The 24,181-nt window shown below is 73.1% G+C and carries 21 protein-coding genes and 5 tRNA genes; 17 read left to right on the plus strand and 9 right to left on the minus strand.

Translation table 11 applies throughout. From position 1 onward, the window contains the following. Positions 1 to 262 precede the first annotated feature (262 nt). Positions 263 to 1,414, plus strand: a complete 1,152-nt coding sequence (locus ACLJPL_RS26675) for a glycerophosphodiester phosphodiesterase (protein WP_411083489.1) — start codon at positions 263 to 265, stop codon at positions 1,412 to 1,414. Here the strand turns inward: ACLJPL_RS26675 and ACLJPL_RS26680 are convergent. Next, positions 1,401 to 2,006 (minus strand): hypothetical protein, encoded by a 606-nt coding sequence (locus ACLJPL_RS26680; protein ID WP_411083490.1) that lies wholly within the window; start codon positions 2,004 to 2,006, stop codon positions 1,401 to 1,403. The genes ACLJPL_RS26675 and ACLJPL_RS26680 overlap by 14 nt on opposite strands. 252 nt (positions 2,007 to 2,258) lie before the next feature. Here ACLJPL_RS26680 and ACLJPL_RS26685 point away from each other — a divergent pair, with 252 nt between their 5' ends. Further along, on the plus strand, positions 2,259 to 2,810 hold the full coding sequence (locus ACLJPL_RS26685; RefSeq protein ID WP_411083491.1) for a sigma-70 family RNA polymerase sigma factor: 552 nt from the start codon (positions 2,259 to 2,261) through the stop codon (positions 2,808 to 2,810). 37 nt (positions 2,811 to 2,847) lie between these two features. After that, a complete protein-coding gene (locus tag ACLJPL_RS26690; protein ID WP_411083492.1) occupies positions 2,848 to 3,351 on the plus strand; it encodes a GNAT family N-acetyltransferase in 504 nt (167 codons plus the stop codon). Between the two features lie 48 nt (positions 3,352 to 3,399). Here the strand turns inward: ACLJPL_RS26690 and ACLJPL_RS26695 are convergent, their stop codons facing one another. Both ACLJPL_RS26695 and ACLJPL_RS26700 read right to left on the minus strand, forming a co-directional pair. Continuing rightward, positions 3,400 to 3,780, minus strand: a complete 381-nt coding sequence (locus ACLJPL_RS26695; RefSeq protein WP_411083632.1) for a hypothetical protein — start codon at positions 3,778 to 3,780, stop codon at positions 3,400 to 3,402. Positions 3,781 to 3,919: 139 nt separating this feature from the next. Continuing rightward, positions 3,920 to 4,279, minus strand: coding sequence for a hypothetical protein (locus ACLJPL_RS26700; RefSeq protein WP_401367039.1), 360 nt, complete (start codon positions 4,277 to 4,279; stop codon positions 3,920 to 3,922). A gap of 608 nt (positions 4,280 to 4,887) precedes the next feature. Here ACLJPL_RS26700 and ACLJPL_RS26705 point away from each other — a divergent pair. The 8 genes from ACLJPL_RS26705 (at position 4,888) to ACLJPL_RS26740 (ending at position 16,519) form a co-directional block, all read left to right on the plus strand. Next, positions 4,888 to 5,967, plus strand: a complete 1,080-nt coding sequence (locus ACLJPL_RS26705; RefSeq protein ID WP_411083493.1) for a methionine ABC transporter ATP-binding protein — start codon at positions 4,888 to 4,890, stop codon at positions 5,965 to 5,967. Then, a complete protein-coding gene (locus tag ACLJPL_RS26710) occupies positions 5,964 to 6,632 on the plus strand; it encodes a methionine ABC transporter permease (protein WP_411083494.1) in 669 nt (222 codons plus the stop codon). The genes ACLJPL_RS26705 and ACLJPL_RS26710 overlap by 4 nt, the downstream gene beginning before the upstream one ends. A gap of 91 nt (positions 6,633 to 6,723) precedes the next feature. Continuing rightward, positions 6,724 to 7,587 (plus strand): MetQ/NlpA family ABC transporter substrate-binding protein, encoded by an 864-nt coding sequence (locus tag ACLJPL_RS26715; protein ID WP_411083495.1) that lies wholly within the window; start codon positions 6,724 to 6,726, stop codon positions 7,585 to 7,587. A 258-nt stretch (positions 7,588 to 7,845) separates the two neighbouring features. Then, on the plus strand, positions 7,846 to 8,493 hold the full coding sequence (locus ACLJPL_RS26720) for a GNAT family N-acetyltransferase (protein ID WP_411083496.1): 648 nt from the start codon (positions 7,846 to 7,848) through the stop codon (positions 8,491 to 8,493). A 188-nt stretch (positions 8,494 to 8,681) separates the two neighbouring features. Then, complete coding sequence (gene cbiE / locus ACLJPL_RS26725) at positions 8,682 to 9,920, plus strand: precorrin-6y C5,15-methyltransferase (decarboxylating) subunit CbiE (protein ID WP_411083497.1); 1,239 nt, start codon at positions 8,682 to 8,684, stop codon at positions 9,918 to 9,920. A gap of 332 nt (positions 9,921 to 10,252) precedes the next feature. Then, positions 10,253 to 13,900, plus strand: coding sequence for a nicotinate-nucleotide--dimethylbenzimidazole phosphoribosyltransferase (cobT, locus tag ACLJPL_RS26730; RefSeq protein WP_411083498.1), 3,648 nt, complete (start codon positions 10,253 to 10,255; stop codon positions 13,898 to 13,900). 343 nt (positions 13,901 to 14,243) lie between these two features. Beyond that, complete coding sequence (gene cobA / locus ACLJPL_RS26735) at positions 14,244 to 15,608, plus strand: uroporphyrinogen-III C-methyltransferase (protein ID WP_411083499.1); 1,365 nt, start codon at positions 14,244 to 14,246, stop codon at positions 15,606 to 15,608. A 92-nt stretch (positions 15,609 to 15,700) separates the two neighbouring features. Next, positions 15,701 to 16,519, plus strand: a complete 819-nt coding sequence (locus tag ACLJPL_RS26740) for a TrmH family RNA methyltransferase (protein ID WP_411083500.1) — start codon at positions 15,701 to 15,703, stop codon at positions 16,517 to 16,519. A gap of 191 nt (positions 16,520 to 16,710) precedes the next feature. Here the strand turns inward: ACLJPL_RS26740 and ACLJPL_RS26745 are convergent, their stop codons facing one another. Continuing rightward, positions 16,711 to 18,069 (minus strand): protein kinase domain-containing protein, encoded by a 1,359-nt coding sequence (locus tag ACLJPL_RS26745; RefSeq protein WP_411083501.1) that lies wholly within the window; start codon positions 18,067 to 18,069, stop codon positions 16,711 to 16,713. Between the two features lie 595 nt (positions 18,070 to 18,664). Between ACLJPL_RS26745 and ACLJPL_RS26750 the strand changes: the two genes are divergently transcribed. From ACLJPL_RS26750 to ACLJPL_RS26760, 3 genes are all read left to right on the plus strand, one after another. Beyond that, entirely contained in the window at positions 18,665 to 18,871 is a 207-nt protein-coding gene (locus tag ACLJPL_RS26750) for a hypothetical protein (RefSeq protein ID WP_411083502.1), read from the plus strand. Between the two features lie 372 nt (positions 18,872 to 19,243). Continuing rightward, positions 19,244 to 20,218, plus strand: a complete 975-nt coding sequence (locus ACLJPL_RS26755; protein ID WP_411083503.1) for a phosphotransferase family protein — start codon at positions 19,244 to 19,246, stop codon at positions 20,216 to 20,218. A 68-nt stretch (positions 20,219 to 20,286) separates the two neighbouring features. Beyond that, positions 20,287 to 20,598 (plus strand): zf-TFIIB domain-containing protein, encoded by a 312-nt coding sequence (locus tag ACLJPL_RS26760; RefSeq protein ID WP_411083504.1) that lies wholly within the window; start codon positions 20,287 to 20,289, stop codon positions 20,596 to 20,598. A 56-nt stretch (positions 20,599 to 20,654) separates the two neighbouring features. Here the strand turns inward: ACLJPL_RS26760 and ACLJPL_RS26765 are convergent. The 5 genes from ACLJPL_RS26765 to ACLJPL_RS26785 form a co-directional block, all read right to left on the minus strand. Further along, positions 20,655 to 20,729, minus strand: a tRNA-Val gene (locus ACLJPL_RS26765). Positions 20,730 to 20,773: 44 nt separating this feature from the next. Beyond that, positions 20,774 to 20,845, minus strand: a tRNA-Val gene (locus ACLJPL_RS26770). Between the two features lie 36 nt (positions 20,846 to 20,881). Further along, positions 20,882 to 20,953, minus strand: a tRNA-Val gene (locus ACLJPL_RS26775). 1 nt (position 20,954) lies between these two features. Next, a tRNA-Cys gene (locus tag ACLJPL_RS26780) sits at positions 20,955 to 21,028 on the minus strand. 37 nt (positions 21,029 to 21,065) lie between these two features. Continuing rightward, a tRNA-Gly gene (locus ACLJPL_RS26785) sits at positions 21,066 to 21,138 on the minus strand. A 208-nt stretch (positions 21,139 to 21,346) separates the two neighbouring features. Here ACLJPL_RS26785 and ACLJPL_RS26790 point away from each other — a divergent pair. From ACLJPL_RS26790 to ACLJPL_RS26800, 3 genes are all read left to right on the plus strand, one after another. Next, positions 21,347 to 22,387, plus strand: a complete 1,041-nt coding sequence (locus ACLJPL_RS26790; RefSeq protein WP_411083633.1) for a chorismate-binding protein — start codon at positions 21,347 to 21,349, stop codon at positions 22,385 to 22,387. Then, complete coding sequence (locus tag ACLJPL_RS26795; protein WP_411083505.1) at positions 22,384 to 23,205, plus strand: aminotransferase class IV; 822 nt, start codon at positions 22,384 to 22,386, stop codon at positions 23,203 to 23,205. The genes ACLJPL_RS26790 and ACLJPL_RS26795 overlap by 4 nt, the downstream gene beginning before the upstream one ends. Positions 23,206 to 23,277: 72 nt before the next feature. Next, positions 23,278 to 24,114 carry a GNAT family N-acetyltransferase gene (locus ACLJPL_RS26800; protein WP_411083506.1) on the plus strand — a complete coding sequence of 279 codons (837 nt, stop codon included), beginning with the start codon at positions 23,278 to 23,280 and terminating at the stop codon, positions 24,112 to 24,114. The last annotated feature ends 67 nt before the right edge of the window (positions 24,115 to 24,181 follow it).

Raw genomic sequence — 24,181 nt, forward strand, 5'->3', positions numbered from 1 at the left:
TCGGGGTGGCGTCCGGTGGTGCGGGACGCCGGATCCGGCGGGGTGCGCGTGCCGGACCGTGCGCGTTGCGAGTGTTTGACTGTGCAGGTGAGGACGATACTCGCGGGTATGCGCTGATCGCACATCGGGTTCACGGAGCGGATACGTGGTGTTGACGTGTGTTTCCGCCATGTTCGCCTCCGCTCCGCCCCGCGGACCGCCCGGCCGCCTACGATCGGGCCTCGCCCGACACACCCGGGACAGCACTGAGCGAGGAGCATTCATGACGGAGCGTGTGCCCACCGGTCCCGGCCGCCGAACCCTTCTGGGCGCCGCCGTCCTCGGCTCGGCGGCCCTCGGCCTGACCGGCGCGGCCCAGGCCGCCGAACGGGGGCGCGGCGGCGGCCACAGCTCCCTGCGGGACCTGCCCGTGCCCACGGTGATCGGCCACCGGGGGGCCAGCGGCTACCGCCCCGAGCACACCCTCGGCTCCTACCAGCTGGCGCTGGACCTGGGCGCGCACATCGTGGAGCAGGACCTCGTGCCCACCAAGGACGGCCACCTGGTCTGCCGGCACGAGAACGACATCACCGGCACCACGGACGTCGCCGACCACCCCGAGTTCGCCGGTCGCAAGGCCACCAAGAGCATCGACGGCGTCTCCTACACCGGCTGGTTCACCGAGGACTTCACCCTCGCGGAGCTCAAGACCCTGCGGGCCAAGGAGCGCATCCCCGGCAACCGCCCCGACAACACCCTCTACGACGGCCGCTGGACCATCCCCACCTTCGATGAGGTCCTGCGCTGGGCCGAGAAGGAGGGCCGCAAGCGGGGCAAGCCCGTCTGGCTGTACGTGGAGACCAAGCACCCCACCTACTTCCGGAGCCTGGGCCTCGGCCTGGAGGAGCCCCTCGCCCGGCTGCTGCGCCGCCACGGCCGGGACCGCGAGAACTCCCCGCTCATCCTCCAGTCCTTCGAGCCCGGCTCGATCCAGCGCCTCGCCCGGCTGGTGGACACCCCGCGCGTCGTGCTGCTCTCCGGCCCGACGACACGCCCCTGGGACTTCGTCGAGTCCGGCGACCCGCGCACGGTGGCCGACCTGGTGAAGCCCGCCGGGCTGAAGTGGATCGCCTCCTACGCCCAGGGCATCGGCCCCACGCTCGACCTGGTCATCCCCAAGGACGCCGCCGGCCGGCTCACCACGCCGACCACCCTGGTCAAGGACGCGCACGCCCGCGGCCTGCGCCTGCACCCGTACACGCTGCGCAACGAGAACAGCTTCCTGCCCGCCGACTTCCGGCGCGGCACCGACCCCAACGCCTACGGTGACGTCTTCGGCGCCTACGCCGCCTACTTCGCCACCGGCATCGACGGCATCTTCACCGACCACCCGGACACCGCCCTGCTCGCGGCGGCGGACTTCAGGGCGCGCTGAACCGCGCCGCCCGCACGGGCCGGGGTGCGGACACGCGTGGGCCGGCCAGATCGCGGCCGGTGAGCGACCCGGCCCCGACCGTGGTCCAGTCGGTGCGGCGCACCACGGCGACATGCCCTTCCCCGTGGGCCCTGCCGTCCTTCCAGTCGTCGGGAGGCGCCATCAGGACCCGGAGGTCCTGATCGTTCAGCCACTCCAGTCCCAGGACCTGGCGGCCGATGCGGTGCTCGATGAGCGACAGGGCGGTACCGGATTCCAACCGAACGAGCAGGAGCTCCCCTCCGAAGAAGTAGCCGCCGTCGTACTCGCCCGACCCCACGACGAGCAGGGGGAGAGCGGGATGGAAGGCCATCGCGTGCACGGGGTACCGCGAGTGCAGGAGCCAGCGGCGGCGGGCGCGGTCGGTGACATGGAAGAGGGCGACCGTCTCCGTATCCGGCTCGTCCTCGTCGCACTCGCGTGATCCGGCCACGGCAACCAGGCTTCGCCGCTCGTCCCCGACGACCAGGACGGGCTCGCCGAGCTCCGCGAAGGCGGCGTCGGCGCTGAAGCCGGCGTCGGAGCTGTCGTGATCAGCCGGAATCGATGTCATGCCGAGGATCCTCTCAGGATGGGGACCGCTGGGCCGGCCCGGTCCGCCCCCTCAACTCCACCGCGCACCGCGCACCGCGCACTCGCCGGATGAAGCCCCCAGCCGGCCGGCCGCCGTCAGCCGCCGGGCCCGTACCCGCGCCGGCCGTGAGGCCGCGCTCACCGCGTCAGCCGCCCGGCCCGTCCATGCCCCGGTCGGGTGGTGGCGTCCGCGCGGGGCAACCGGTCGCGCCGCCACCACGTCCGCCGGGGCATGACGCTTCTCGATCATGAACCCGACCCGGCCGCCGCCACCGCCCTCGTCGTCCGCGCCTTACAGCCCCTGGTGCGGGCGGAGGCGAGAGCCGAGGCCCCGGCCGCCGGCCTCGACCCCGCCGACCTCGAACAGACCGTGTGGCTGCGGCTGCTGGAGCGCCCCGTCGCCGGACCGCCCCGCGACCCGGCCCGCTGGGTGCGCGACACCGTACGCGCGGAGGCCCGCCGGGGACGCCGCACGGTCCTGCGGGAGCGCCCGTACGCCGGGACGGAACCCGCCGCCCCGCCTACCGGCTGCCCGGAACGCGCCGCCCTCGGGGCCGCCGAACGCCGGGCGCTGCGGGCCGCGCTGGCCCGGCTGCCCGGCCGCTGTTCCCGGCTGCTGGAGGCGATGCTCGCCCCCTCCGACCCGACCTACCGGGAAATCGCAGGGGAGTTGGGTATGTCACAGGGGAGTTTGGGGCCGATCCGTTCCCGTTGCCTTGGATGTCTGCGCAGAATGCTGACGGCGGAGGTTGCCGCTCCTGAACTGCGGGGAAGAGGGCGGTAGGCAACCAGGCGAACAGGTGAGCGGGAGGCGTGCACACATGGGCATGAGCGTGATCATCTCGGCGGCGACGGCACAGGACGTGGAGCAGATCTTCCGGCTCCAGTACCTCTGCTTCCAGCGTGAGGCGGAGCTGTACGACAACTACCGGATCGACCCGCTCGTCCAGACCCTCGACACCGTGCGCGGCGAGGTCGCCGACGACCTGGTGTTCGTGGCCCGTCTCGGCGACGAAGTCGTGGGCTCGGTACGCGGATTCACCGATCCGGACGGCACCGGCCAGATCGGCAAGCTCTGCGTCCACCCCCGGCTCCAGGGCCACGGGCTCGGCACCCGGCTGCTGAAGGCGGCGGAAGCGGCCCTGGCGGCCGACCGCGCGGCCACCCGCTTCCGGCTGCACAGCGGACACCGCAGCGAGAGCAACCTCCGGCTCTACCGCCGGGCCGGTTACGCCCAGGTCGGAGCCGCCACGGGCACGGACGGCGTCCAGCTGATCCTGCTGGAGAAGGAAGCGGCGGCCCAGGAGTTCGTGGCCAGCGCCTGATCCCCGCCACCAGCGCCTGATTCCCGTCCCCGGCCGCGCGGCCGGGGATCAGGCGCGCTTGGCGCGCCGCAGCCAGATCATCCCGGTGACCGGCAGGATCACCGGGATGAACAGGTACCCCATCCCGAAGTCCGACCAGACGGTGGAGTCGGGGAAGGCGGACGGCTCGGCCAGCGTCCACGCGCCCACGACGAGGACGCCCAGCAGCTCGGCGGCGCAGCACGCCAGCGCCGCCCGGCGGGCCTTCTCGCCCCCGCGCACCAGCGAATACGTGATGAACCCGTAGACGACGGCGGCGACGGCCGAGAGCGAGTAGGCGAGCGGCGCCCGGTCGAAGCCCCGGATCACCTCGACGATCGAGCGCGAGGCCGCGGCCACGGTGAACACCCCGTAGAACCAGACGAGCACCCTGCCGGGACCACTGCCCAGCTCGAAGGCCGGCTTCGCGGCCGGAGGGGCGGCGGCGGAGCCCGCAACGGAAGAACCGGCGGGGGAGCCCGCAGCGGGGGAATCGGCGGCGGAGCCCGTGGCAGGGAAGTCGTCCGGACGCCGGTCGGTGTCGCTCACGTCAGTTTCCCCAGATGTCGTAGAGGCGTACTTCGAGGACCGCCAGCACGAGCGCGCCCGCCGCCACCGTCACCGAGCCCCAGCGGGTCCGCTCGGACAGCGACAGGAAGCCGGCCGCCGGAACGGCCGCGAACGAGCCGATCAGATAGGCGATGAACACGGCCATCCCCTGCTCCGGCCGCTCCCCGCGCGCCAGCTGCACGACGCCCACCACCAACTGGGCCAGCGCCAGGACGGTCACGACGGCCATCCCGATGAAGTGCCAGTCCTTCGTCGGCTGGTCCTTGTAGGCGGCGTGTCCGCACCAGGCGGCGAGGGCGAGCGCGGTCACGGCGACCGCGATCGTCAGGGCGTCAAGCATGTAGCGAGGGTATTACGGCCGGACCGCCCGCCCGCGTGCGGCCCCACCCCGCCCCACCCCGTCCCGGCCCGGCGGCGGCGATCGTGGCCTTGGCCACAACGAGCATCCTCCCGGACCCCGGAGAGGGCCGCCCCCAGGGCTGGACGACCCCCTCGAACACCCCTATAAGTGCAGGTCAAGGCCCTTTTGGCGGACATCGGCGGGGCAGCCGGAAACGCCGCCGCCGACCATCCATGGCTGTCCGCTATTCGGACAGCCGGGATCGCGCGGACGTTACGTCTGTTTTACTTGGGCCCATGACCACGACGAGCAGCCGCACCCTTGCGACCGAGGCGATCTGTACGCCCGGTGCTCGTTGTATGTGTCGAATGCGCGCCTTCTGAGGGCCCCCGCCTGAGTCTCGCGCCCCGAAGTGAGACCCGAGCCCCGCGCCGTTCGCCCCCTGTGGAACGAGCCGCCCGAGCATGCGCTGTGTCCCCCCGGCCGACCGCCGTACACACAGCCGTGCTGAGACGTGACCGGCCGACCAAGTCCGAACAGTCTCTTCAGACGATTGCCCCGTGCCCGGCGGACACCGCGCCGCGCACTCGACAGTGACGGAAACCCCTGTGATCACCACTACGGGCCTCACGAAGGTCTACCAGTCGCGCGACCGTGAGGTCACCGCACTCGAAGGAGTCGACCTCCACGTCCGTGAGGGCGAGATATACGGCGTCATCGGACAGAGCGGCGCCGGGAAGTCCTCCCTGATCCGCTGCGTCAACCTGCTGGAGCGGCCCACCTCCGGCACGGTCACCGTGGCCGGCCAGGACCTCACCGCCCTCGCCGGGCGGGGCCGGCGGGCCGGCGCGGAACTGCGCGCGGCCCGCACCCGGATCGGCATGGTCTTCCAGCACTTCAACCTGCTGGACTCGCGCACCGTCCTGGACAACGTGGAACTCCCCCTGGAGATCCTCGGCGTCTCCGGCCAGGAGCGCACCCGCAAGGCCAAGGAGCTCCTCGACCTGGTCGGCCTCGCCGAAAAGGCGAAGTCCTACCCCAAGCAGCTCTCCGGCGGCCAGAAGCAGCGCGTCGGCATCGCCCGCGCCCTGGCCGGCGACCCCAAGGTGCTGCTCTCCGACGAGGCGACCTCCGCCCTCGACCCCGAGACCACCCGCTCCATCCTCCAGCTGCTGCGCGACCTCAACCAGCAGCTCGGCCTCACCATCCTGCTGATCACGCACGAGATGGAGGTCGTCAAGACCATCTGCGACTCCGCCGCCCTCATGGAGCGCGGCCGGATCGTGGAGTCCGGCACGGTCGGCGGACTGCTCGCCACCCCCGGCTCCCAGTTGGCCGGTGAGCTGTTCCCGGTCGGCGGGACCGCCTCCGGACCCGACCGTACGGTCGTGGACGTCACCTTCCACGGGGCGGCCGCCACCCAGCCGGTGATCTCGCAGCTCTCGCGTACGTACAACATCGACATCTCGATCCTCGGCGCCGCGATGGACACCGTGGGCGGCAAGCAGATCGGCCGGATGCGCATCGAGCTGCCCGGCCGGTTCGAGGAGAACGTCGTCCCCATCGGCTTCCTGCGCGAACAGGGCCTCCAGGCCGAGGTCGTCGAGGACGAGAACGGCCCCCGGCCCCCGGCGGCCGTCGTACCGGAGCAGACGCCCGCCGCGATCACCAAGGAGGTCGTCAAGTGACCTGGTCCGAAATGCAGCCCCTGCTCACCCAGGGCACCGTCGACACCCTCTACATGGTGCTGTGGTCGACGCTGGTCACCGTCGCCGGCGGACTGCCGCTCGGCGTCCTGCTGGTCCTCACCGACAAGGGCGGACTGCTCCAGAACACCGTGGTGAACAAGGTCACCGGCGTGATCGTGAACATCGGCCGCTCGCTGCCCTTCATCATCCTGCTGATCGCCCTGATCCCCTTCACCACCTGGGTCGTCGGCACCTTCATCGGCCCCACCGCGATGATCGTGCCGCTCGCCGTGGGCGCCATCCCGTTCTTCGCCCGGCTCGTCGAGACGGCGATCCGCGAGGTCGACCACGGGCTGGTCGAAGCGGTGCAGTCGATGGGCGGGTCCATCCCCACCATCGTCCGCAAGGTGCTCCTGCCGCAGGCGCTGCCCTCGCTCGTCTCGGGCGTCACCACCACCCTCATCGTGCTCATCGGCTACTCCGCGATGGCCGGTGCGGTCGGCGGCGAAGGACTCGGCTCCAAGGCCGTGACCTACGGATTCCAGCGCTTCGACAACCAGTTCATGCTGATCACCGTGGCGCTGCTGATCGTGCTCGTCAGCGTGATCCAGCTGATCGGCGACATCGCCGTCCGGCTGCTGGCCCGCCGGGGCCTCACCACCTGAGGCCACCGGGCCTCCCCCGAACCTTCCCGTCCCCACCGAGCCCGAACTCCTTGTCCGGGCGCACCACCACCACAAGAAAGAGGCACTTTTCGTGCGTAGGAACATCAAGATCACCGCAGCTGTCGCTTCCGCCGCCGCCCTCGCCCTGGGCCTCAGCGCCTGCGGTACGGACTCCGACCCGGCCTCCTCCAAGAGCGAGGGCGGGGCGAAGGCCGACACCTCCAAGGCCCTCGTCGTCGCCGCGTCCCCGACGCCGCACGCCGACATCCTGAACTTCGTCAAGAAGAACCTGGCGGAGAAGGAGGGCCTGAAGCTGGAGGTCAAGGAGTTCACGGACTACGTCCTGCCGAACACCGCCACCCAGTCCGGCCAGGTCGACGCCAACTTCTTCCAGCACAAGCCCTACCTGGACGACTTCAACGAGAAGAACAAGACCACCATCGTCCCGGTCGTCAATGTGCACCTGGAGCCCCTGGGCCTCTACTCCAAGAAGCTCAAGGACCTCAAGGACATCAAGTCGGGCCAGACCATAGCCATCCCCAACGACACCACCAACGGCGGCCGCGCCCTCCAGCTGCTCGCCGAGAACGGCCTGATCACGCTCAAGGACGGCGTCGGCAGCGCCGCCAAGCTGAGCGACATCAGCGACAAGAAGGGCCTGGAGTTCAAGGAGCTGGAGGCCGCCACCGTGCCCCGCGCCCTGAACGACGTGGACGCCGCCGTCATCAACGGCAACTACGCCCTGGAGGCCAAGCTCTCCCCGGCCAAGGACTCCCTCGCCCTGGAGAAGGCCGAGGGCAACCCGTACGCCAACTTCCTGGCGGTCAAGGACGGCAACGAGAAGGACCCGCGCGTCGAGAAGCTCGCGAAGCTCCTCAACTCCGACGAGGTCAAGAAGTTCATCGAGGACACCTACCAGGGCTCGATCGTCGCCTCCTTCGGCGCCCCGGCCTAGGGCGTGTCCGGCGGGCGTGTCCGGCGGATCTTGACCGGCGGCGTGACCCCGGTCCTGATCCGCCGGGCAGCGCCTGGTCCTTGAGCCCGCCAAGTCCTGACCTCCGGAAGGGACTTGATCGACGGAGCCCCGCACCTTCCCCGTGAAGGCGCGGGGCTCCGTCGTGCGGACCCACCCATGCGCGACGCGGACCCGATGCTGCATGCTGTGCTTTTACCCGGTCTTCGCTTTTACCCGGTCTTCTGCATGGAGCTGCGCATGACTAGCACCTTTCCGTCCGTCTCCATCAGCACGGACAGGTTGGTGATGCGCCCCTTCGACATGGCCGACATCCCCGCGTACATCGAGATGATGAACGACGAGGCGGTCATCGCCTGGACGGACGGGCCGCACCCGTACACCCAGGTCGACGCCGAACGCTGGGTCCGCAGGATCGCCCCCGGGGAACGCACCTCGGGCCACGGCATCGCCCTCGCCGTCACCGAGTTCCTCACCCAGCGGCTCGTCGGCGCCGTCCGCCTCCTCAACACCGACTGGCGCACCCTGGCCACCGAGGTGCGCTACATCACCGCCCCCTGGGCCCGCGGCGAGGGTTACGCCACCGAGTCCGTGCTGGCGGTCGCCGAATGGCTCTTCCGCGACCAGGGGTTCGAACGCCTGGAGCTGCGCACCCCCGCCGACAACACCGCCTCCCAGCAGGTCGCGCAGAAGCTGGGCTGCATCAGTGAGGGCGTCCTGCGCAACGCCCGGATCGCCCGGACCCGCACCGAGAACGGCACCGACGGCGGCTGGACCGACATCCGCACCGACCTGATCGTCTGGGGGCTGCTGCCCGAGGACCTCGAAGGCGTCGCCGAGCAACTGGCCGACGCCGGCGGCTACGGCACGTACAACGACTGGAACTGACCCCGCACGGACCCGCCCAGGAACGTTCCGCCGCCCGCGCGAGGCCCGTACCCGACCGCCCTGCGGGCCCGACCACGGCCGACCCCCGGCCTCCGGTCGGCCTCCGGTCCGGACCAGGTACTCTCACCCCTGCCCGGCACCGCACGGGCGAAGCCCCACCCCTCCGAGACCCCAGGAGACAGACGACGATGGCCGACCGGGTCACGGTGATCGGCTGGGACGGCTCGCCACTGACCAGAACGGCCACGGCCGCCCTCTCGGCCGCCACGCTCGTCGCGGGCGCCGCACACCACCTCGCCCTGCCCGAGATACCGCGCGACGCCGAGCGCATCCGCCTCGGCAGCGTCGACCTGGCCGCCCGCCGCATCGCCGGCCACCGCGGCAGCCCCGTCGTCCTCGCGGACGGCGACCCCGGCTTCTTCGGCGTCGTCCGCACCCTGCGCGCCCCCGAGCACGGCCTCGAGGTCGAGGTCGTCCCCGCCGTCTCCGCCGTGGCCTCCGCCTTCGCCCGGGCCGGGATGCCCTGGGACGACGCCCAGATCGTCGTCGCCCACCCCCGCACCCTGCGCCGCGCCGTCAACGTCTGCCGGGCCCACCACAAGGTCGCCGTCCTCACCTCGCCCGGCGCGGGCCCCGCCGAACTGGCCCTCCTCCTCGAAGGCGTCCACCGCACCTTCGTGATCTGCGAGGAGCTCGGCGCCGACCGCGAACGCGTCACCGTCCTCACCTCCGACAAGGTCGCCGACCACACCTGGCGCGACCCCAACGTCGTCATCGTCATCGGCGGCGGCCCCGAGACCACCGCCACCGGCGCGTGGATCGCCGGCCGTGAGCCCGCCTACCCCCAGGGCGTCCGGGGCTGGGCCCTGCCCGCCGCCGCCTACCGGGAGGCGGGCGCGGAACGCATGCAGGAGTCCGGCGAGGGGGAGTCCCCGAACCTGCGCGCCGCCCAGCTCGCCCGCCTCGGCCCCCGCACCGGCGACCTCGTCTGGGACATCGGCTGCGGCAGCGGAGCCCTGGCCGTGGAGGCGGCGCGCTTCGGCGCGGCCGTCCTGGCGGTGGACGCCGACCCCGGAGCCTGCTCCCGTACGGACGCGGCCGCCCGCGCCTTCGGCGTACCGCTCCAGATCGTCTGCGGCCGGGCCCCGCACGTGCTGGAACGGCTCCCCGAACCCGATGTCGTACGGGTCGGGGGCGGCGGCGTCCCGGTGGTCAGGGCGATCGTGGACCGCCGCCCGGAACGCATCGTCACGCACGCCTCCACCCGGGACGAGGCCGAGGCCATCGGCGCGGCGCTCACCGGCAACGGCTACACCGTCGAGTGCTCGCTGCTCCAGTCCGTCGACCTGGACACGGAGGTGTGGACCGAGCGTGAACGGTCCGTCGTGTTCCTTCTCTCCGCCCGGCGTTCGAACCTCGCCCCCTGACCTTTCCGCCCGGTACGGGAGGTAGGCTGGCCGATTGTTGTACCGCGCCCGGACGTTCGTCGTTTCGTTCGTCAATGTCCGGAAAAGTGGACTGTTTTGGTCCGCACTGTGGTACGGCACCACCCGGGGGACGCGCAACGTGGCGCAGTCCACAGCGAGCCGTGGCAGAACTGCCTGCCGCGGCGGCGAACGGCCGCGAGAATGAGAAGGTCCGCGGGCGTTTCGTGCCGCGCGGCGAGCCCGCTCGTTCTTCATGACGAGCACCGGCGTGCCGTGGTTCGGCGTCCCGGGCGAAGGGCCGAAGGAGCACTGACGATGGGCGAGGGGTACGCATGACTGACACCGGCCAGATCCCGGGCGAGGGACTGCCGGAGAACGCAGGCATGGTGGAGCAGCCGGGCATCCCCGCCCCGGACGCGTACACCTTCCTCGACCCCTCCGAGCACGCACCCGAGGACGACGACCTCCTGCTGATGCCGACGTCCCAGGGAGCCTGGAGCGACCCGCAGTCGGTCCCGGCCCAGGGCCCGCAGAGCGCCCCGGCCCCGGCCCCGACCGCCCCGGCCCCGCCGCAGACCCCGGCCCAGGTCCCCGCGCCCCAGCAGGTCCAGGCCGCGCAGCAGGTTCCGGCCGAGCCGCAGCCCGCGTACGCGACACAGCCGCAGGTTCCCGCGCAGGGCCAGGAGCCCCAGCCGCCCGCCGCCCCGACTGTTCCCGTTCCTTCCGCCGCTCCCGCCGCCCAGGCGGTTCCGGCTGCGCACACCGCTTCGACCGTTCAGACCCCTTCGACCGTTCAGACCGTGACCCACGGAACCCATGAGTCCGGGGGCCGTGACACCGGCTTCGTCGACCTCAACGGGGTCCGCATCCCGGCTCCGGCCGCCGCGCCCGCGCAGCCGCCCGCCCCGGTCGGCGCGCCCGCCGCCCGTCGCCCGCTGCACCGGGGCCCCGCCTCGGCCGAGGCGCCGTCGTACGCCGGTGGTACGCAGGGCGGCGGCGTGGTCCGCTCGCTGGCCGACCGGGGTCCCGCCGGGGCCGTCCGGACCGCGCCTCCCGCCCGCCACGCGAGCCCGCCCGCGGCCGGACCCGAGTACTTCGACGCCCCGGCCGATGAGGCCCCCCTGCTGCCGGGCCCGCAGCTGGGCGAGATCCCGCCGCAGGGCGCGTCCCCGTGGGGTGCCGCGCCAAAACCGCAGCCCGAGCCCGAGCAGCCCGCCCCGCAGGCGGGGGCGGAGGCGGCGGTTGCGCCCGAGTCCGAACCTGAACGTGAGCCTGAGCCTGAGGAGCCGGTGCAGGCTGAGGTGGAGGCTGAGCCCGAGGTTGTGGCGGTGGCCGAGGCCGAGGCCCCTGCCGAGCCCGAGCAGCCGGTCCAGGCCGATGCGGTCGTGGAGGCGGAGGCCGCCGCTCCGGAGGCCGCCGCTCCGGTGGAGGCCGCTCCGGTCCGGGCCGAGGAGCCGGTCCAGCCGGAGGTGGCCGTCGAGCCGGAGCCGGTCGCGGCAGAAACGGTCGTTCACGAGCCTGTCGACGCCGAGCCCGTCACTGCCGCGCAGCCGGAGGCTCCGGCGGAGTCGGAGGTCCAGGTCCAGGTTCCGGAGGAGGAGCCGGCCGAGGCGCTCGCCGCGGCCCCGGCCGAGCTGCCCGCCGAGATCCCCGTGGAGGAGTCGGCGGTTTCCGCTGACGTCCCGGTGGACGCCGCTGTGGAGGAGCCCCAGGCCCCCGTACAGCAGGTCGAGCCGGCCGAAGAGATCCCGGCCCCGGTTCCCTCCTCGGCGATCGAGTCCCCGGCGACCGACGAGACCCCGGAAACCGTGGAGGCCCCTGAGCCCGCCGCCACCGTTGAGCCGGAACCCGTGGTCGCGCCCGTGGAGCCGGAGCCCGTACAGCTTCCCGCCGAGCCGGCGGCCCCCGCAGCCGTGACGGACGCCGAGGACGGCACCGGCCCCGAGGTCATCGAGACCCCGGAGCTGGAGGAGCCGCAGGAGCTCGTCCAGTACGTCGAACAGCCGGCAGAGCAGCCGACGGAACAGCCGGTCGGGCAGCAGACGGAACAGAAGACGGAACAGCCGGTCGAGCAGCCCGTCGCGGTGGCGGCGTCTGCGGAGACGACAGCTGAGGAAACGGCACTCGCGGAAACGGTCTCCACACAAACGGTCTCCACGGAAGCGGTCTCCACGGAGACGATCTCCGCCGAGACGGCCCCCGAGGACACCGTGGCGGTCACGGACACGGCCCCCGCAGAGGCGTTCACCCCGCCCGCGCCCGGCTACGACGATGCCGAGCGCGAAGCGGTGCTCCGGGTCATGCGCGAGCGCCGGGACATCCGCAACGGCTTCCGCAGCGACCCGATCCCGCACGAGGTGCTGCTCCGCGTCCTGGAGGCCGCGCACACCGCGCCGAGCGTCGGCCACTCCCAGCCCTGGGACTTCGTCGTCATCCGGTCCGCCGAGACGCGCCGTTCGATGCACGAACTGGCCCAGCGCCAGCGGGAGGCGTACGCCAAGTCGCTCCCCAAGGGCAGGGCGAAGCAGTTCAAGGAACTGAAGATCGAGGCGATCCTCGACACCCCGGTCAACATCGTCGTCACCGCCGACCCCACCCGGGGCGGCAGGCACACCCTCGGCCGCCACACCCAGCCGCAGATGGCCCCCTACTCCTCGGCGCTGGCCGTGGAGAACCTGTGGCTGGCCGCCCGTGCCGAGGGCCTGGGCGTCGGCTGGGTCAGCTTCTTCGACGAGCGCGAGATGGTCCGCGCGCTGGGCCTGCCGGAGCACCTTGAGGTGGTGGCGTACCTCTGCGTCGGTTACGTCGACGAGTTCCCCGAGGAGCCCGAACTGCTCCAGGCCGGCTGGTCCAAGCGCCGCCCGCTCTCGTGGGTCGTCCACGAGGAGACGTACGGCCGGCGCGCGCTGCCCGGCGAGGAGCCGCACGACCTGCTCCAGGAGACCATCGCCGGCATCCGCCCGCTGGACGCGAAGGCGCTCGGCGAGGCATGGGAGCGGCAGAAGCGGATGACGAAGCCCGCCGGGGCGCTCGGCATCCTGGAGATCATCTCCGCGCAGCTGTCCGGGCTCTCCCGGATGTGCCCGCCGCCGATCCCGGAGCCCGCGGCCGTCGCGATCTTCGCCGGCGACCACGGGGTGCACGCCCAGGGCGTGACCGCCTGGCCGCAGGAGGTCACCGCCCAGATGGTGGCGAACTTCCTCGGCGGGGGAGCCGTCTGCAACGCGTTCGCCGCGCAGGTCGGCGCGGAGGTGTGCGTGGTCGACGTCGGCGTCGCCACGGACCTGCCCGCGACCCCGGGCCTGCTGCCCCGCAAGGTGCGCAAGGGCACCGCGGACTTCACCACCGGCCCGGCCCTCACCCGCGACGAGGTCCTCGCCGCGATCGAGGTCGGCATCGAGACGGCCCGCGATCTGGTGGCGGCGGGAAACAAGGCGCTCCTCACCGGAGAGATGGGCATCGCCAACACCACGGCGTCGGCCGCGCTGATCTGCGTGTACACAGGGGTCGACGCCTCCGAGGTGACCGGCCGGGGGACCGGCATCAACGACGAGATGCACGCCCGCAAGGTCGACGTCGTACGCCGTGCGCTCGACCTCCACCAGCCGGACGCCTCCGACCCGGTCGGCGTGCTCGCGGCGGTCGGCGGCCTGGAGCACGCCGCGATGGCGGGCTTCCTCCTCGGCGGAGCCTCCCTGCGTACGCCGGTGATCCTGGACGGCGTGAGCGCGGGCGCGGCGGCGCTCGTCGCCCGGGCCATCGCCCCCGAGGCGCTCGCCGCCTGCATCGCCGGCCACCGCAGCGCGGAGCCCGGCCATGTGGCCGCCCTCAACAAGCTGGGCCTGCGCCCGCTGGTGGACCTCGACCTGCGCCTGGGCGAGGGCACGGGCGCGCTGCTGGCGCTGCCGATCGTGCAGAGCGCGGCGCGGGCGATGCACGAGGTGGCGACGTTCGACGCGGCGGGAGTGACGGAGAAGTAGTACGGGGCGGGGCGCCATTTCAGCCCTTCCGGGTCCGCCACTCCAGCCCCTCCGGCGTTCGAGGAGCGGGGTCCGGGCGGAGCCCCGAATCCTCAGCCCGTCTGGCGCTTGAGGACAAGGGGGTCCGGGCGGGGCCCCGGTTCCGGGAAGGGACAGGGTGGGGGACAGGCCCGCCCCAGGCATCCCACCCCGCCGGGCCCCGCCCAGGGCCCGGCCCCAGGCCCCGTTCCCCACCCACCCCGTATCGTGTTCCCCACCCAGGAACCCCCACTTCCGCACGTCACAGCCGCTCCACAGCCGCAGCGGCCCTACGCAGCACCCCGCACGAGGAGCCCGCACCGCCATGGCCGAGCACGCAGACCGCGGAGATCACACCGACCACGCAGGTCACGGCGACCACGCAGGTCACGGCGACCACACGGGTCACGCGGGTCCCACGGATCGCACCGATCGCGCAGACCACCCCGCGTACCCCGTAGGACTGCGCCTGCACGGCCGCCGCGTCGTCGTCGTCGGCGGCGGCCAGGTCGCCCAGCGCCGCCTGCCGCAGCTCATCGCCACCGGCGCGGTCATCACGCTCGTCTCGCCGTCCGCGACCCCCTCCGTCGAGGCGATGGCGGACGCGGGGGAGATCCGCTGGGAGCGCCGCCGCTACGAGGACGGCGACCTCGCCGACACCTGGTACGCCCTGGTCGCCTCCTCCGACACCGACGCCAACGACGCCGCCTCCGCCGAGGCCGAGCGCACCCGCACCTGGTGCGTACGGGCCGACGACGCCGAGGCCGCGACCGCCTGGACCCCGGCCACCGGCCGCAGCGAGAACGTCACGGTCGCCGTCCTCACCACCACCTCCCAGGGCCGCGACCCCCGGCACTCCGCCGCCATCCGCGACGCCATCGTCGAGGGCCTGCGCGACGGCACCCTCGCCGCCCCGCACCACCGCACCCGCGCCCCCGGCGTCGCGCTGGTCGGCGGCGGCCCCGGCGACCCGGACCTGATCACGGTGCGCGGCCGCCGCCTCCTGGCCGAGGCGGACGTGGTCATCGCCGACCGCCTCGGCCCCCGCGACCTGCTGGACGAACTGCCCCCGCACGTCGAAGTGATCGACGCGGCGAAGATCCCGTACGGGCGGTTCATGGCCCAGGAGGCGATCAACCAGGCGCTCATCGAGCACGCCAAGGCGGGCAAGGCCGTGGTCCGGCTCAAGGGCGGCGACCCGTTCGTCTTCGGACGGGGCATGGAGGAGGCCCAGGCCCTGGCCGCCGAGGGCATCCCGTGCACGGTCGTCCCCGGCATCTCCAGCACCATCTCCGTCCCCGGCGCGGCCGGTATCCCGGTCACCCACCGCGGAGTGGCCCACGAGTTCACCGTGGTCAGCGGCCATGTCGCGCCCGAGGACCCGCGCTCCCTGGTCGACTGGGAGGCCATCGCCCGACTGCGCGGCACCCTCGTGCTGCTGATGGCGGTCGACAAGATCGGGGCCATCGCCGCCGCCCTGATCGCCCACGGCAAGGACCCGGCCACCCCGGTCGCGCTCGTCCAGGAGGGCACCACCGCCGCCCAGCGCCGCGTCGACGCGACCCTCGCGGACGTCGGTGAACGCGCGGTCGCGGAGGACGTACGCCCGCCCGCCGTGATCGTCGTCGGCGAGGTCGTCGCGGTCGGCCCGCACTCCGCACCGCGCCAGGACCAGCCGCCGGCCGAATGACGGCGGACCCCGGCCCTCCCCGCACGTAACCCGCGGTTACGCATCTCATCCCAGGCGTTGGCACCACACACCGGACAAGGCAGTATCACCCTGTGGCAGATCTCATCACCGTCGACGACCCCGACGACCCGCGCCTGAGCGACTACATCGGGCTGACCGACGTCGAGCTGCGGCGACGGCGCGAGCCCGCCGAGGGCCTCTTCATCGCGGAGGGCGAGAAGGTCATCAGACGCGCCCGGCACGCCGGGTACGAGATGCGCTCGATGCTGCTCTCCGCCAAGTGGGTCGACGTCATGCGCGACGTCATCGACGAGGTCCCGGCCCCCGTGTACGCGGTCGCCCCCGAGCTCGTCGAACGCGTCACCGGCTACCACGTCCACCGGGGGGCGCTCGCCTCCATGCAGCGCAAGCCGCTGCCCACCTCCGACGAGCTCCTCACCACCGCACGCCGGGTGGTGGTCATGGAGTCGGTCAACGACCACACCAACATCGGCGCGATCTTCCGCAGCGCGGCCGCCCTCGGCATGGACGCCGTCCTGCTCTCCCCGGACTGCGCCGACCCGCTCTACCGGCGCTCGGTGAAGGTCTCGATGGGCGCGGTCTTCTCCGTCCCGTACGCCCGGCTCGAAGCCTGGCCCAAGACGCTGGAGACCGTACGGGAAGCGGGCTTCCGGCTTCTCGCCCTCACCCCGGACGCCAAGGCCACCAGCATCGACGAGGCGGCCCCGCACCGGCTGGAGCGGGTCGCGCTGATGCTGGGCGCGGAGGGCGAGGGGCTCTCCACGAAGGCGCTGATGGCCGCCGACGAGTGGGTCCGCATCCCGATGGCGCACGGCGTCGACTCACTGAACGTCGGCGCGGCGGCCGCGGTCGCCTTCTACGCGGTGGCGACGGGCCGCCCGGAGAACTGAGCCCGGACCACGCAGCCGGGCGTCGGTCCGGCCGGAGGGTCAGTCCTACCGGCCGTCAGTCCCACAAGGGCAGCGAGTCCGACAGGGCGGCCAGTCCTACCGGACGTCAGCCCCACAAGGGCAGCCAGTCCAACCGGGCGTCAGTCCGGCAAGGCAGCCAGTCCGACAGGGCGATCAGTCCGGCAAGGCGGTCAGTCCCGCCGCCCCGCAGCACCGCCCGCAGACGCACCGCCGGGCCCGGACACGGCGTCTGCCTGCACCTGCACCTGCACCTGCGGCCCCCGCCCCGGCTCCTCGCTCCCGCCCAGCCCGCGCGCTGGCCCCTGGCAACCCTGCGCCGCCGCGATCCCGAGCGCCACCAGCAGCGTCACCACCACGAACACCACCAGCCGCTGGCGCAGCAGCCGCGGATTGGCCGGCCGCCGTCCCGCCGAGGTCGTCCGGCTCCCGGAGCGGGTCCCCGGCCTGCCGTTCGTCCCGTTCGTCGCGCCCGGCCGCTTCCCGGACCCCGTGGTGCTGCGCTGCGGCCGCTGCGGGCGGGACCCCCCGGTGCGCGGCGCGCCCGAACGCGAGGGTGCGGGACGCCGCCCCTGCTGCGGGCGGGCCGCCGAGGTAGGGCCCTCCGTGCGGCGGGTGTGCTGCTCGGTGTACGGGCCGTCGAGCCGCCCGGTCGCCCGGTCCGCCTCCTGGGCCGAGCGCTGGGCGGGCGGCCGGCCCTCGTGCAGGCCCTGCGCCTCGCGCGCCGCGATCTCCTTGAGCCGCATGGACAGTTGGAGGGTGCTCGGCCGCTCCTCCGGGTCCTTCGCCAGACAGGCGCGGATCAGCGGGGCCAGCGCGTCGTGCACGCCGTGCAGTTGCGCCTCCTCGTGCACCACGCGGTAGAGCATCACCTCGGAACTGCCGTGCCCGAAGGGGGAGTCGGCCATGGCCGCGTACGCGAGGGTCGCGCCGAGCGAGAAGACGTCCGTCGCGGGTGTCACCGCCGCGCCCCGGACCTGCTCGGGAGCGAGGAAGCCGGGCGACCCCACCGCCGTACCGACGTGAGTCAGCGTGCTGGCCCCGGTCGCCCAGGCGATGCCGAAGTCGATGATGCGGGGGCCCTTGGGGGAGAGGAGGATGTTCGACGGCTTCAGATCGCGGTGGACCACCCCCGCCTCGTGCACCGCGACCAGGCCCTCGGAGAGCGCCGCCCCGATCGAGGCCACGTCGACGGCGGCCAGGGGGCCCTCCTCGGCGACCTTGTCGTGCAGGGAGGGGCCGGGGACGTACTGCGTCGCGAACCACGGGCGGTCCGCCTCCAGGTCGGCGGCGACCAGCCGGGCCGTGCAGCCGCCCCGGATCCGCCGCGCGGCGGACACCTCGCGTGCGAACCGCGAACGGAACTCCTGGTCCTCCGCCAGATCCGGCCGGATCACCTTGAGCGCCACCCGCTGACCGCGCCGGTCCGAGCCGAGGTAGACCACGCCCATGCCGCCCGCGCCGAGACGCCGGTGCAGCCGGAACGAGCCGACGAGACGCGGGTCCTCGCGCCGGAGCCGCATCATCGCCATCGTCTGCCCATCCCCGCTGCCTGGTCCGCCTGACGAGGCACAGCTTACGTACCCCGCGCCCGGCGCGCTCAGAGGCCGCGCCCTCGCCGGGGATTCGATTGCCCGTGCCGGACGGCCGGAATGAGGCGGTGTCAGAGTGCGGCGGATCCCGACGCTTCGGCCCGCGGAGAAGGACAAAAGGCCGTCACAGAAGGGAGGTTGGATCACGGCGGGATGACCGGAACGAGCCGGTCGCGGGCAGCGGGGACACCACCCGGACGTACGCGGCGGCGGCCCCCGGAGGCGGCCCCGGAGGGGAGCACACCGCCCTGCGCGAGGCTCGGGAAGTGAGTGAAGTCACCCGGGCACGTCCTTCCGGGGGAGGGTGTCCCCACCGTGACCCCTCCGGGATGACCCCCAGGCTCCGTGGACCGTCTCCACCCAGGGGAGTACGCCGACCACCGGTGGCTCATCCTCCGGGAGGCCCGGTACTCGGTACGCGGGCATGACGCCCCGTGCGCGCCGGTTACCTAATGTTGAGATCAAGCGGCGGGCGCAGCACTCGTCCCCCGAGGTCCACGCCCGCCGCCCCACTCATCAGGTCAGGAGAGGAACCATGTCGGACACGGCAACGCGGACGATGATCCGCACGCAGGGACGCAGGGTTTACGCCTCGTTCGGCGCACGCCCGTCCGGCACGCGTCACCCCTTGGTGGCGACGGCCATGGTCCTTCCCCTGGCGGCCCTGCTGGTGGTCGTCTTCGGCGGCTGGGAAGCAGTGGTCACACATGCGTCGTCCGTGGCGGTGATGCTGGGGCGCTGAGCGCGCCCAGGGTCCGGAAGAGCGGTCCGGGCCCAGGTATCCGGCCAACAGCCCCGTGGGGACGGGGGTACGGCGGGCGGCAGCGTTTGTCCGGTCAGCTGGGGAGCTGACCGGGCATCGCGCTGTTCGGGCCCGTACGCTCCGGCGGCCGGGCCGGTCGGCCTCGCCGGACGATCCGGTACGAGCCCGGCGAGGCCCCCGGCCCCGTGTCAGCACCGCAGGGCGCGGCCCCGCCGGCCGTCGTGGCCCGGCCCTGATCCGCCGGACCCCACCAGCCCCGTCCGGCGTCGCGGCCCTCCGACCCGCCGCCCCCGCGTACGCTCGACGGCGACCGGTGGCAGTCGCCGGGACCGAACGCCGCCGGGGGAGCCGTTGCGTACCAGCTCAGTCGCCCACGAGCTGGGCGTCCGCGCGCACGGCCTCGCCCACCCGCCGGAGGCCCCCTGCGCCTGCGAGCCGCCCCGGGTCCTGGCGGACCGGCCGGACGGCACCGTGGTCCGCAGCGGCCCGGTCGTGGCCAAGGCCCACGCCGCCGACGCCGACCGCGAGGCGCTGGCGGCCCGCCTGGCCCTGGCGGCGGCCCCGCAGCTGACGGGCATCCTGCTGCCACCGCTGCGTACGCCGGACGCTCGGGGCGCTTCGGACGCCCTCGGGACCACCACCCGCCCCATCACCCTCTGGCCGTACGGCGACCCCGTCGACCCCGCCGACCCCGACGCGGCCCCCTGGGCGGCAGCGGCCGTCCTGCTCGCCCGCCTCCACCGGGCCGTGCCCCCTTCCCCGCTCCCGCCGATGCGCGGCCCGGCCAAGGCGGCCCGGGCGGTCGCCCGGATGTGCGCCGCCCTCCCCGGCGACGGCGACGTCCTCCCCGTACAGGCGGCCTGGCGCGCCCTGCCGGCCTGGGCCCGGGGCGAGGCCGCGCCGCCCACCGCGCGGGCCGGCTTCCTGTGCCACGGCGATCTGCACCTGGGGCAGCTGGTGCGCCATCCCGCCCCGGACGGGCCCTGGTTGCTCATCGACGTGGACGACGCGGGGCGGGGGGACCCCGCTTGGGACCTCGCCCGGCCCGCCGCCTGGTACGCGGCCGGGGTGCTGCCCCCCGAGGACTGGATGCTGTTCCTGGACGCCTACCGGAACGCCAAGGGGCCCGCCGTGCCCGCCGAAGGGGATCCCTGGCCCCAACTGGACGTCCCCGCCCGCGCGCTGACCGTCCAGACGGCGGCCGTCGCCCTGGTCAAATGCGCCGCCGAGGGACGGGAGCCGGACGAGATGGAGCAGTCGATGATCGAGTCCTGTGCCCGAATCGCTACATTCCCACCCGAGTTGACGGCCGGGCCCGCGTCGTAGGCTGAACCGACCGCGGCCGGGCAGACATTCCGGCGGCGGCACGACGAGGGTGAGGGGTCGAGCCGAAGATGCAGTGTCCGAAGTGTCACGCGCAGATGCACACGTACAACCGCAACGGCGTCCAGATCGAGCAGTGCAGCGGCTGCCGGGGGATATTCCTCGACTACGGCGAGCTGGAGTCGCTGACCCGGCTGGAGTCGCAGTGGGCCCAGCAGGCCCCGCCCCCGCCGCCCGCCCCGCAGCAGCAGGGGTACCCGGCATCGGCCCCGCCCGCCCACGCGCCCGCCTGGGGAGCCCCTCAGCACGGTGGTGGTGCGTACGGCGGGCACTACGGCCACCGTCGCCAGAAGGGCTTCGGCCGGATGCTCTTCTCGTCCTGACCGCCACCGGTACGACGAAAGAACCCCCGGTCGTCGGAACGACCGGGGGTTCTCGGTGGTGCGCGATACTGGGATTGAACCAGTGACCTCTTCCGTGTCAGGGAAGCGCTCTCCCGCTGAGCTAATCGCGCAGGGTGGCCCTGCGTGCACTGCGTGACACCGTGCTTGTGCTGCGTGCGCGATACTGGGATTGAACCAGTGACCTCTTCCGTGTCAGGGAAGCGCTCTCCCGCTGAGCTAATCGCGCGGGGATCCTTGCGGACCGATGATCCTTGCGGATCAGTGGACGATACTGGGATTGAACCAGTGACCTCTTCCGTGTCAGGGAAGCGCTCTCCCGCTGAGCTAATCGTCCTTGGAGGTGGAGACGGGATTTGAACCCGTGTAGACGGCTTTGCAGGCCGTTGCCTCGCCTCTCGGCCACTCCACCAGGGACGGGAAATCGGGAAGATCCCCCGTCTTCTGCGAGCGGACGACCAGGTTCGAACTGGCGACCTCAACCTTGGCAAGGTTGCGCTCTACCAACTGAGCTACGTCCGCTTGTCTTTCCCGGCCCGCTTGCGCGTCCCGGCGACGTGTTGAACTCTAGCGGATTCCCGGGCCAGTACAAAAACGCGTTTGCGCAGCTTGCCGCCGTACCTTCGCCCCGGCACGGGTCGCGGAGCCACCCCGGCGCAGGTCACGCCGCCGCCCGGCGCAGGTCATCGCGGGCCGTCCTAGACTCACCAGCGTGTTCCCCCTCGCTCCCATGGCCCGCTTCGGCGGCCTCGTCGCCTCCGGACTCCAGGACGTGACCCACGATCCCGCGGCCCTCGACTCGTCCGGTTTCTGGGTCGTCTGTGCCGATTTCGAGGGTCGTACGGTCTGCGCCCGCTTCTCCTCCGTGCGCCGCGAACAGGTGCCCGCCCCCGTGCCCGGAGCCTGGCGCGGGCCCGCCGCCGACCGGTGGACGACCTCGCTGGACCGTGACGCCTACACGGCGGGGGTGCGGCGGATCCGTGAATACATCGCGGCCGGGGAGGTCTATCAGGCCAACCTCTGCCGGGTCCTCTCCGCGCCCCTGCCCGACCCCGGCCGGGCCGACGTCGACGCCCTGACCGCCCTGCTCGCGCGCGGCAACCCGGCTCCGTACGCAGGAACGATTCGGCTGCCCGGTCACGGCGTCGAGGTCGCTACCGCGTCCCCCGAGCTCTTCCTCCGCCGCGACGGGCGGACCGTCGAATCCGGGCCGATCAAGGGGACCGGGCGCACGGAGGGCGATCTGCTGGAGAAGGATCACGCGGAGAACGTCATGATCGTCGACCTGGTCCGCAACGACCTGGGCCGCGTCTGCGCCACCGGCAGCGTCAGCGTCCCCGACCTGTGCGTGGTGGAGAAGCACCCGGGCCTGGTGCACCTCGTGTCCACCGTGCGGGGCGAGCTGGCCGAGGGGGCGGGGTGGCCGGAGCTGCTCGCGGCGGCGTTCCCGCCCGGCTCCGTCACCGGAGCGCCGAAGTCCAGCGCGCTGCGGATCATCGAGGAGCTGGAGCGGTCCCCGCGCGGGCCCTACTGCGGCGCGGTCGGCTGGGTCGACGCCGACCGGTCCACGGCCTCCCTGGCGGTGGGCATACGGACGTTCTGGATCGACCGGACCGGCACCGTGCCGCTCCTGCGCTTCGGGACCGGAGCCGGCATCACCTGGGGCTCCGACCCGGAGCGCGAATGGGACGAGACCGAGCTCAAGGCGTCCCGGCTGCTCGCTGTAGCGTCGGGCGCGATCGATGGTGAGACAGGAAGGACCGCGTCATGAGGATCTGGGTCAACGGCGGGCTGCGGGATGCCGAGGACGCCCGGCTGTCGGTGCTCGACCACGGGCTGACCGTGGGCGACGGCATCTTCGAGACGGTCCGCACCAGCGAGGGCCGGCCCTTCGCCCTCACCCGCCACCTCGACCGCCTCACCCGGTCCGCACGCGGCCTCGGGCTGCCCGACCCGGACCTGGACGAGGTCCGGCGGGCCACCGCGGCGGTCGTCGACGCCAACCCCGTACCGCTGGGGCGGCTGCGGATCACCTACACCGGCGGGCTCTCCCCGCTCGGCTCGGACCGGGGGACCGCCGGGCCCAGCCTCGTCGTCGCGCTCGACGGGGTGAGCCGCCGCCCGGACACCACGGCGGTGATCACGGTCCCCTGGACCCGCAACGAACGCGGCGCGCTCACCGGGCTCAAGACCACCTCGTACGCCGAGAACGTCGTCGCCCTGGCCAGGGCCCGGGAGCGGGGCGCGTCCGAGGCGCTGTTCCCGAACACGGCCGGCCGGCTCTGCGAGGGGACCGGGTCCAATGTGTTCGTCGTGCTGGACGGCCGCATCCACACCCCGCCGGTCGCCTCCGGGTGCCTCGCGGGGATCACCCGGGCGCTGGCCGTGGAGTGGACCGGCGCGGAGGAGACCGACCTGCCGATGGAGGTGCTCGCCGAGGCCGACGAGGTGTTCCTCACCTCCACGCTCCGCGACGTCCAGGCCGTCCACCGGGTCGACGACCGGGAGCTGGGCCCCGAGCCCGGGCCGGTGACGGCGAAGGCCATGCGCGTCTTCGACGAGCGGGCCGGGAACGACCTGGACCCGTAGTTCCTCCCGTCAGGAACGGGCCGGGCCGAAAAAGCGCGTGACGTCCGTCGTCCCAGGGGATACAAACCCTTGATGACGACGACACTCCGGCCGTCCGGGCCGCTCCGGCAAGGCGCTGACGGCGCACGGGCGCGCAGCTACGACGTGTGCGACAACGGGCGGCCCGTCGGCGCCGTATCGATCAGCACCGACGACGCGTTCGGCGCGACGGCCGGAGTGGTGCGCTCCCTGATCGTCGACGAGCCCCGGCGCAGACGCGGCCGGGGCGTCATCGCCGCGCTCGCCGCCGAAGAGGTGCTGCGGGGCTGGGGGTGCACCCAGGTGCGGGCGGAGGTCCCGGCCGGGAACGAGCCCGCGCGGCGGCTGGCGGCGGCGCTGGGCTACACCGAGCGCGGCCGCAACATGCTCAAGACCCTGGGCCCGGACACCGCCCCGCTGCCGGACGGCCTCACCTCGCGCCCGATGAGCGGGGAGGAGTACGCCGGCTGGCTGCGCGACGCGGTGGAGTCGTACGCGCGGGAGTGGGTCGCCCGGGGCGTGCCGCCCGAGCAGGCCCGGATCAAGTCCGAGGCCGACCACGCCGGGAACCTCCCGGACGGCCTGGCCACCGAGGGCGTGCGCTTCCAGGTCCTGGTGTTCGAGGGCGAGGTGGTCGGCCACGTCTGGGTCGCCCGGCGCGACCTGCCGCCGGGCGGGATCGCCGGGTACGTCTTCGACGTCGAGGTGCGCGAGGCGTACCGGGGCCGTGGCTACGGGCGGGCCCTGATGCTCGTCGCCGAGGACGTCACCCGCGCCTGGGGCCTCGACCGCCTGGGCCTCCACGTCTTCGCCGCCAACACCCCGGCGCTGCGGCTGTACGAGTCCCTCGGCTATGCGACGACGCGGTACAGCCTGGCCAAAGCGCTGTAGGCCGGGGACGCCGTGAGGCCGGTGGGGCCGGGAAACGCCGTGGGCCGGTGGGGGAGCGGCGACCGGA

The sequence above is a fragment of the Streptomyces sp. cmx-18-6 genome (assembly GCF_046548915.1).
In the GTDB taxonomy this organism is placed as follows: Bacteria; Actinomycetota; Actinomycetes; order Streptomycetales; family Streptomycetaceae; genus Streptomyces.

What these genes read in the sequence shown, in the direction of transcription:
- ACLJPL_RS26675 (WP_411083489.1), top strand. Translation starts at nt 263, where the DNA reads ATGACGGAGCGTGTGCCCACCGGTCCCGGCCGCCGAACCCTTCTGGGC.
- ACLJPL_RS26680 (WP_411083490.1), bottom strand. Translation starts at nt 2,006, where the DNA reads ATGACATCGATTCCGGCTGATCACGACAGCTCCGACGCCGGCTTCAGC.
- ACLJPL_RS26685 (WP_411083491.1), top strand. Translation starts at nt 2,259, where the DNA reads ATGACGCTTCTCGATCATGAACCCGACCCGGCCGCCGCCACCGCCCTC.
- ACLJPL_RS26690 (WP_411083492.1), top strand. Translation starts at nt 2,848, where the DNA reads ATGGGCATGAGCGTGATCATCTCGGCGGCGACGGCACAGGACGTGGAG.
- ACLJPL_RS26700 (WP_401367039.1), bottom strand. Translation starts at nt 4,279, where the DNA reads ATGCTTGACGCCCTGACGATCGCGGTCGCCGTGACCGCGCTCGCCCTC.
- ACLJPL_RS26720 (WP_411083496.1), top strand. Translation starts at nt 7,846, where the DNA reads ATGACTAGCACCTTTCCGTCCGTCTCCATCAGCACGGACAGGTTGGTG.
- cbiE (WP_411083497.1), top strand. Translation starts at nt 8,682, where the DNA reads ATGGCCGACCGGGTCACGGTGATCGGCTGGGACGGCTCGCCACTGACC.
- cobT (WP_411083498.1), top strand. Translation starts at nt 10,253, where the DNA reads ATGACTGACACCGGCCAGATCCCGGGCGAGGGACTGCCGGAGAACGCA.
- cobA (WP_411083499.1), top strand. Translation starts at nt 14,244, where the DNA reads ATGGCCGAGCACGCAGACCGCGGAGATCACACCGACCACGCAGGTCAC.
- ACLJPL_RS26745 (WP_411083501.1), bottom strand. Translation starts at nt 18,069, where the DNA reads ATGGCGATGATGCGGCTCCGGCGCGAGGACCCGCGTCTCGTCGGCTCG.
- ACLJPL_RS26750 (WP_411083502.1), top strand. Translation starts at nt 18,665, where the DNA reads ATGTCGGACACGGCAACGCGGACGATGATCCGCACGCAGGGACGCAGG.
- ACLJPL_RS26760 (WP_411083504.1), top strand. Translation starts at nt 20,287, where the DNA reads ATGCAGTGTCCGAAGTGTCACGCGCAGATGCACACGTACAACCGCAAC.
- ACLJPL_RS26790 (WP_411083633.1), top strand. Translation starts at nt 21,347, where the DNA reads ATGGCCCGCTTCGGCGGCCTCGTCGCCTCCGGACTCCAGGACGTGACC.
- ACLJPL_RS26795 (WP_411083505.1), top strand. Translation starts at nt 22,384, where the DNA reads ATGAGGATCTGGGTCAACGGCGGGCTGCGGGATGCCGAGGACGCCCGG.
- ACLJPL_RS26800 (WP_411083506.1), top strand. Translation starts at nt 23,278, where the DNA reads ATGACGACGACACTCCGGCCGTCCGGGCCGCTCCGGCAAGGCGCTGAC.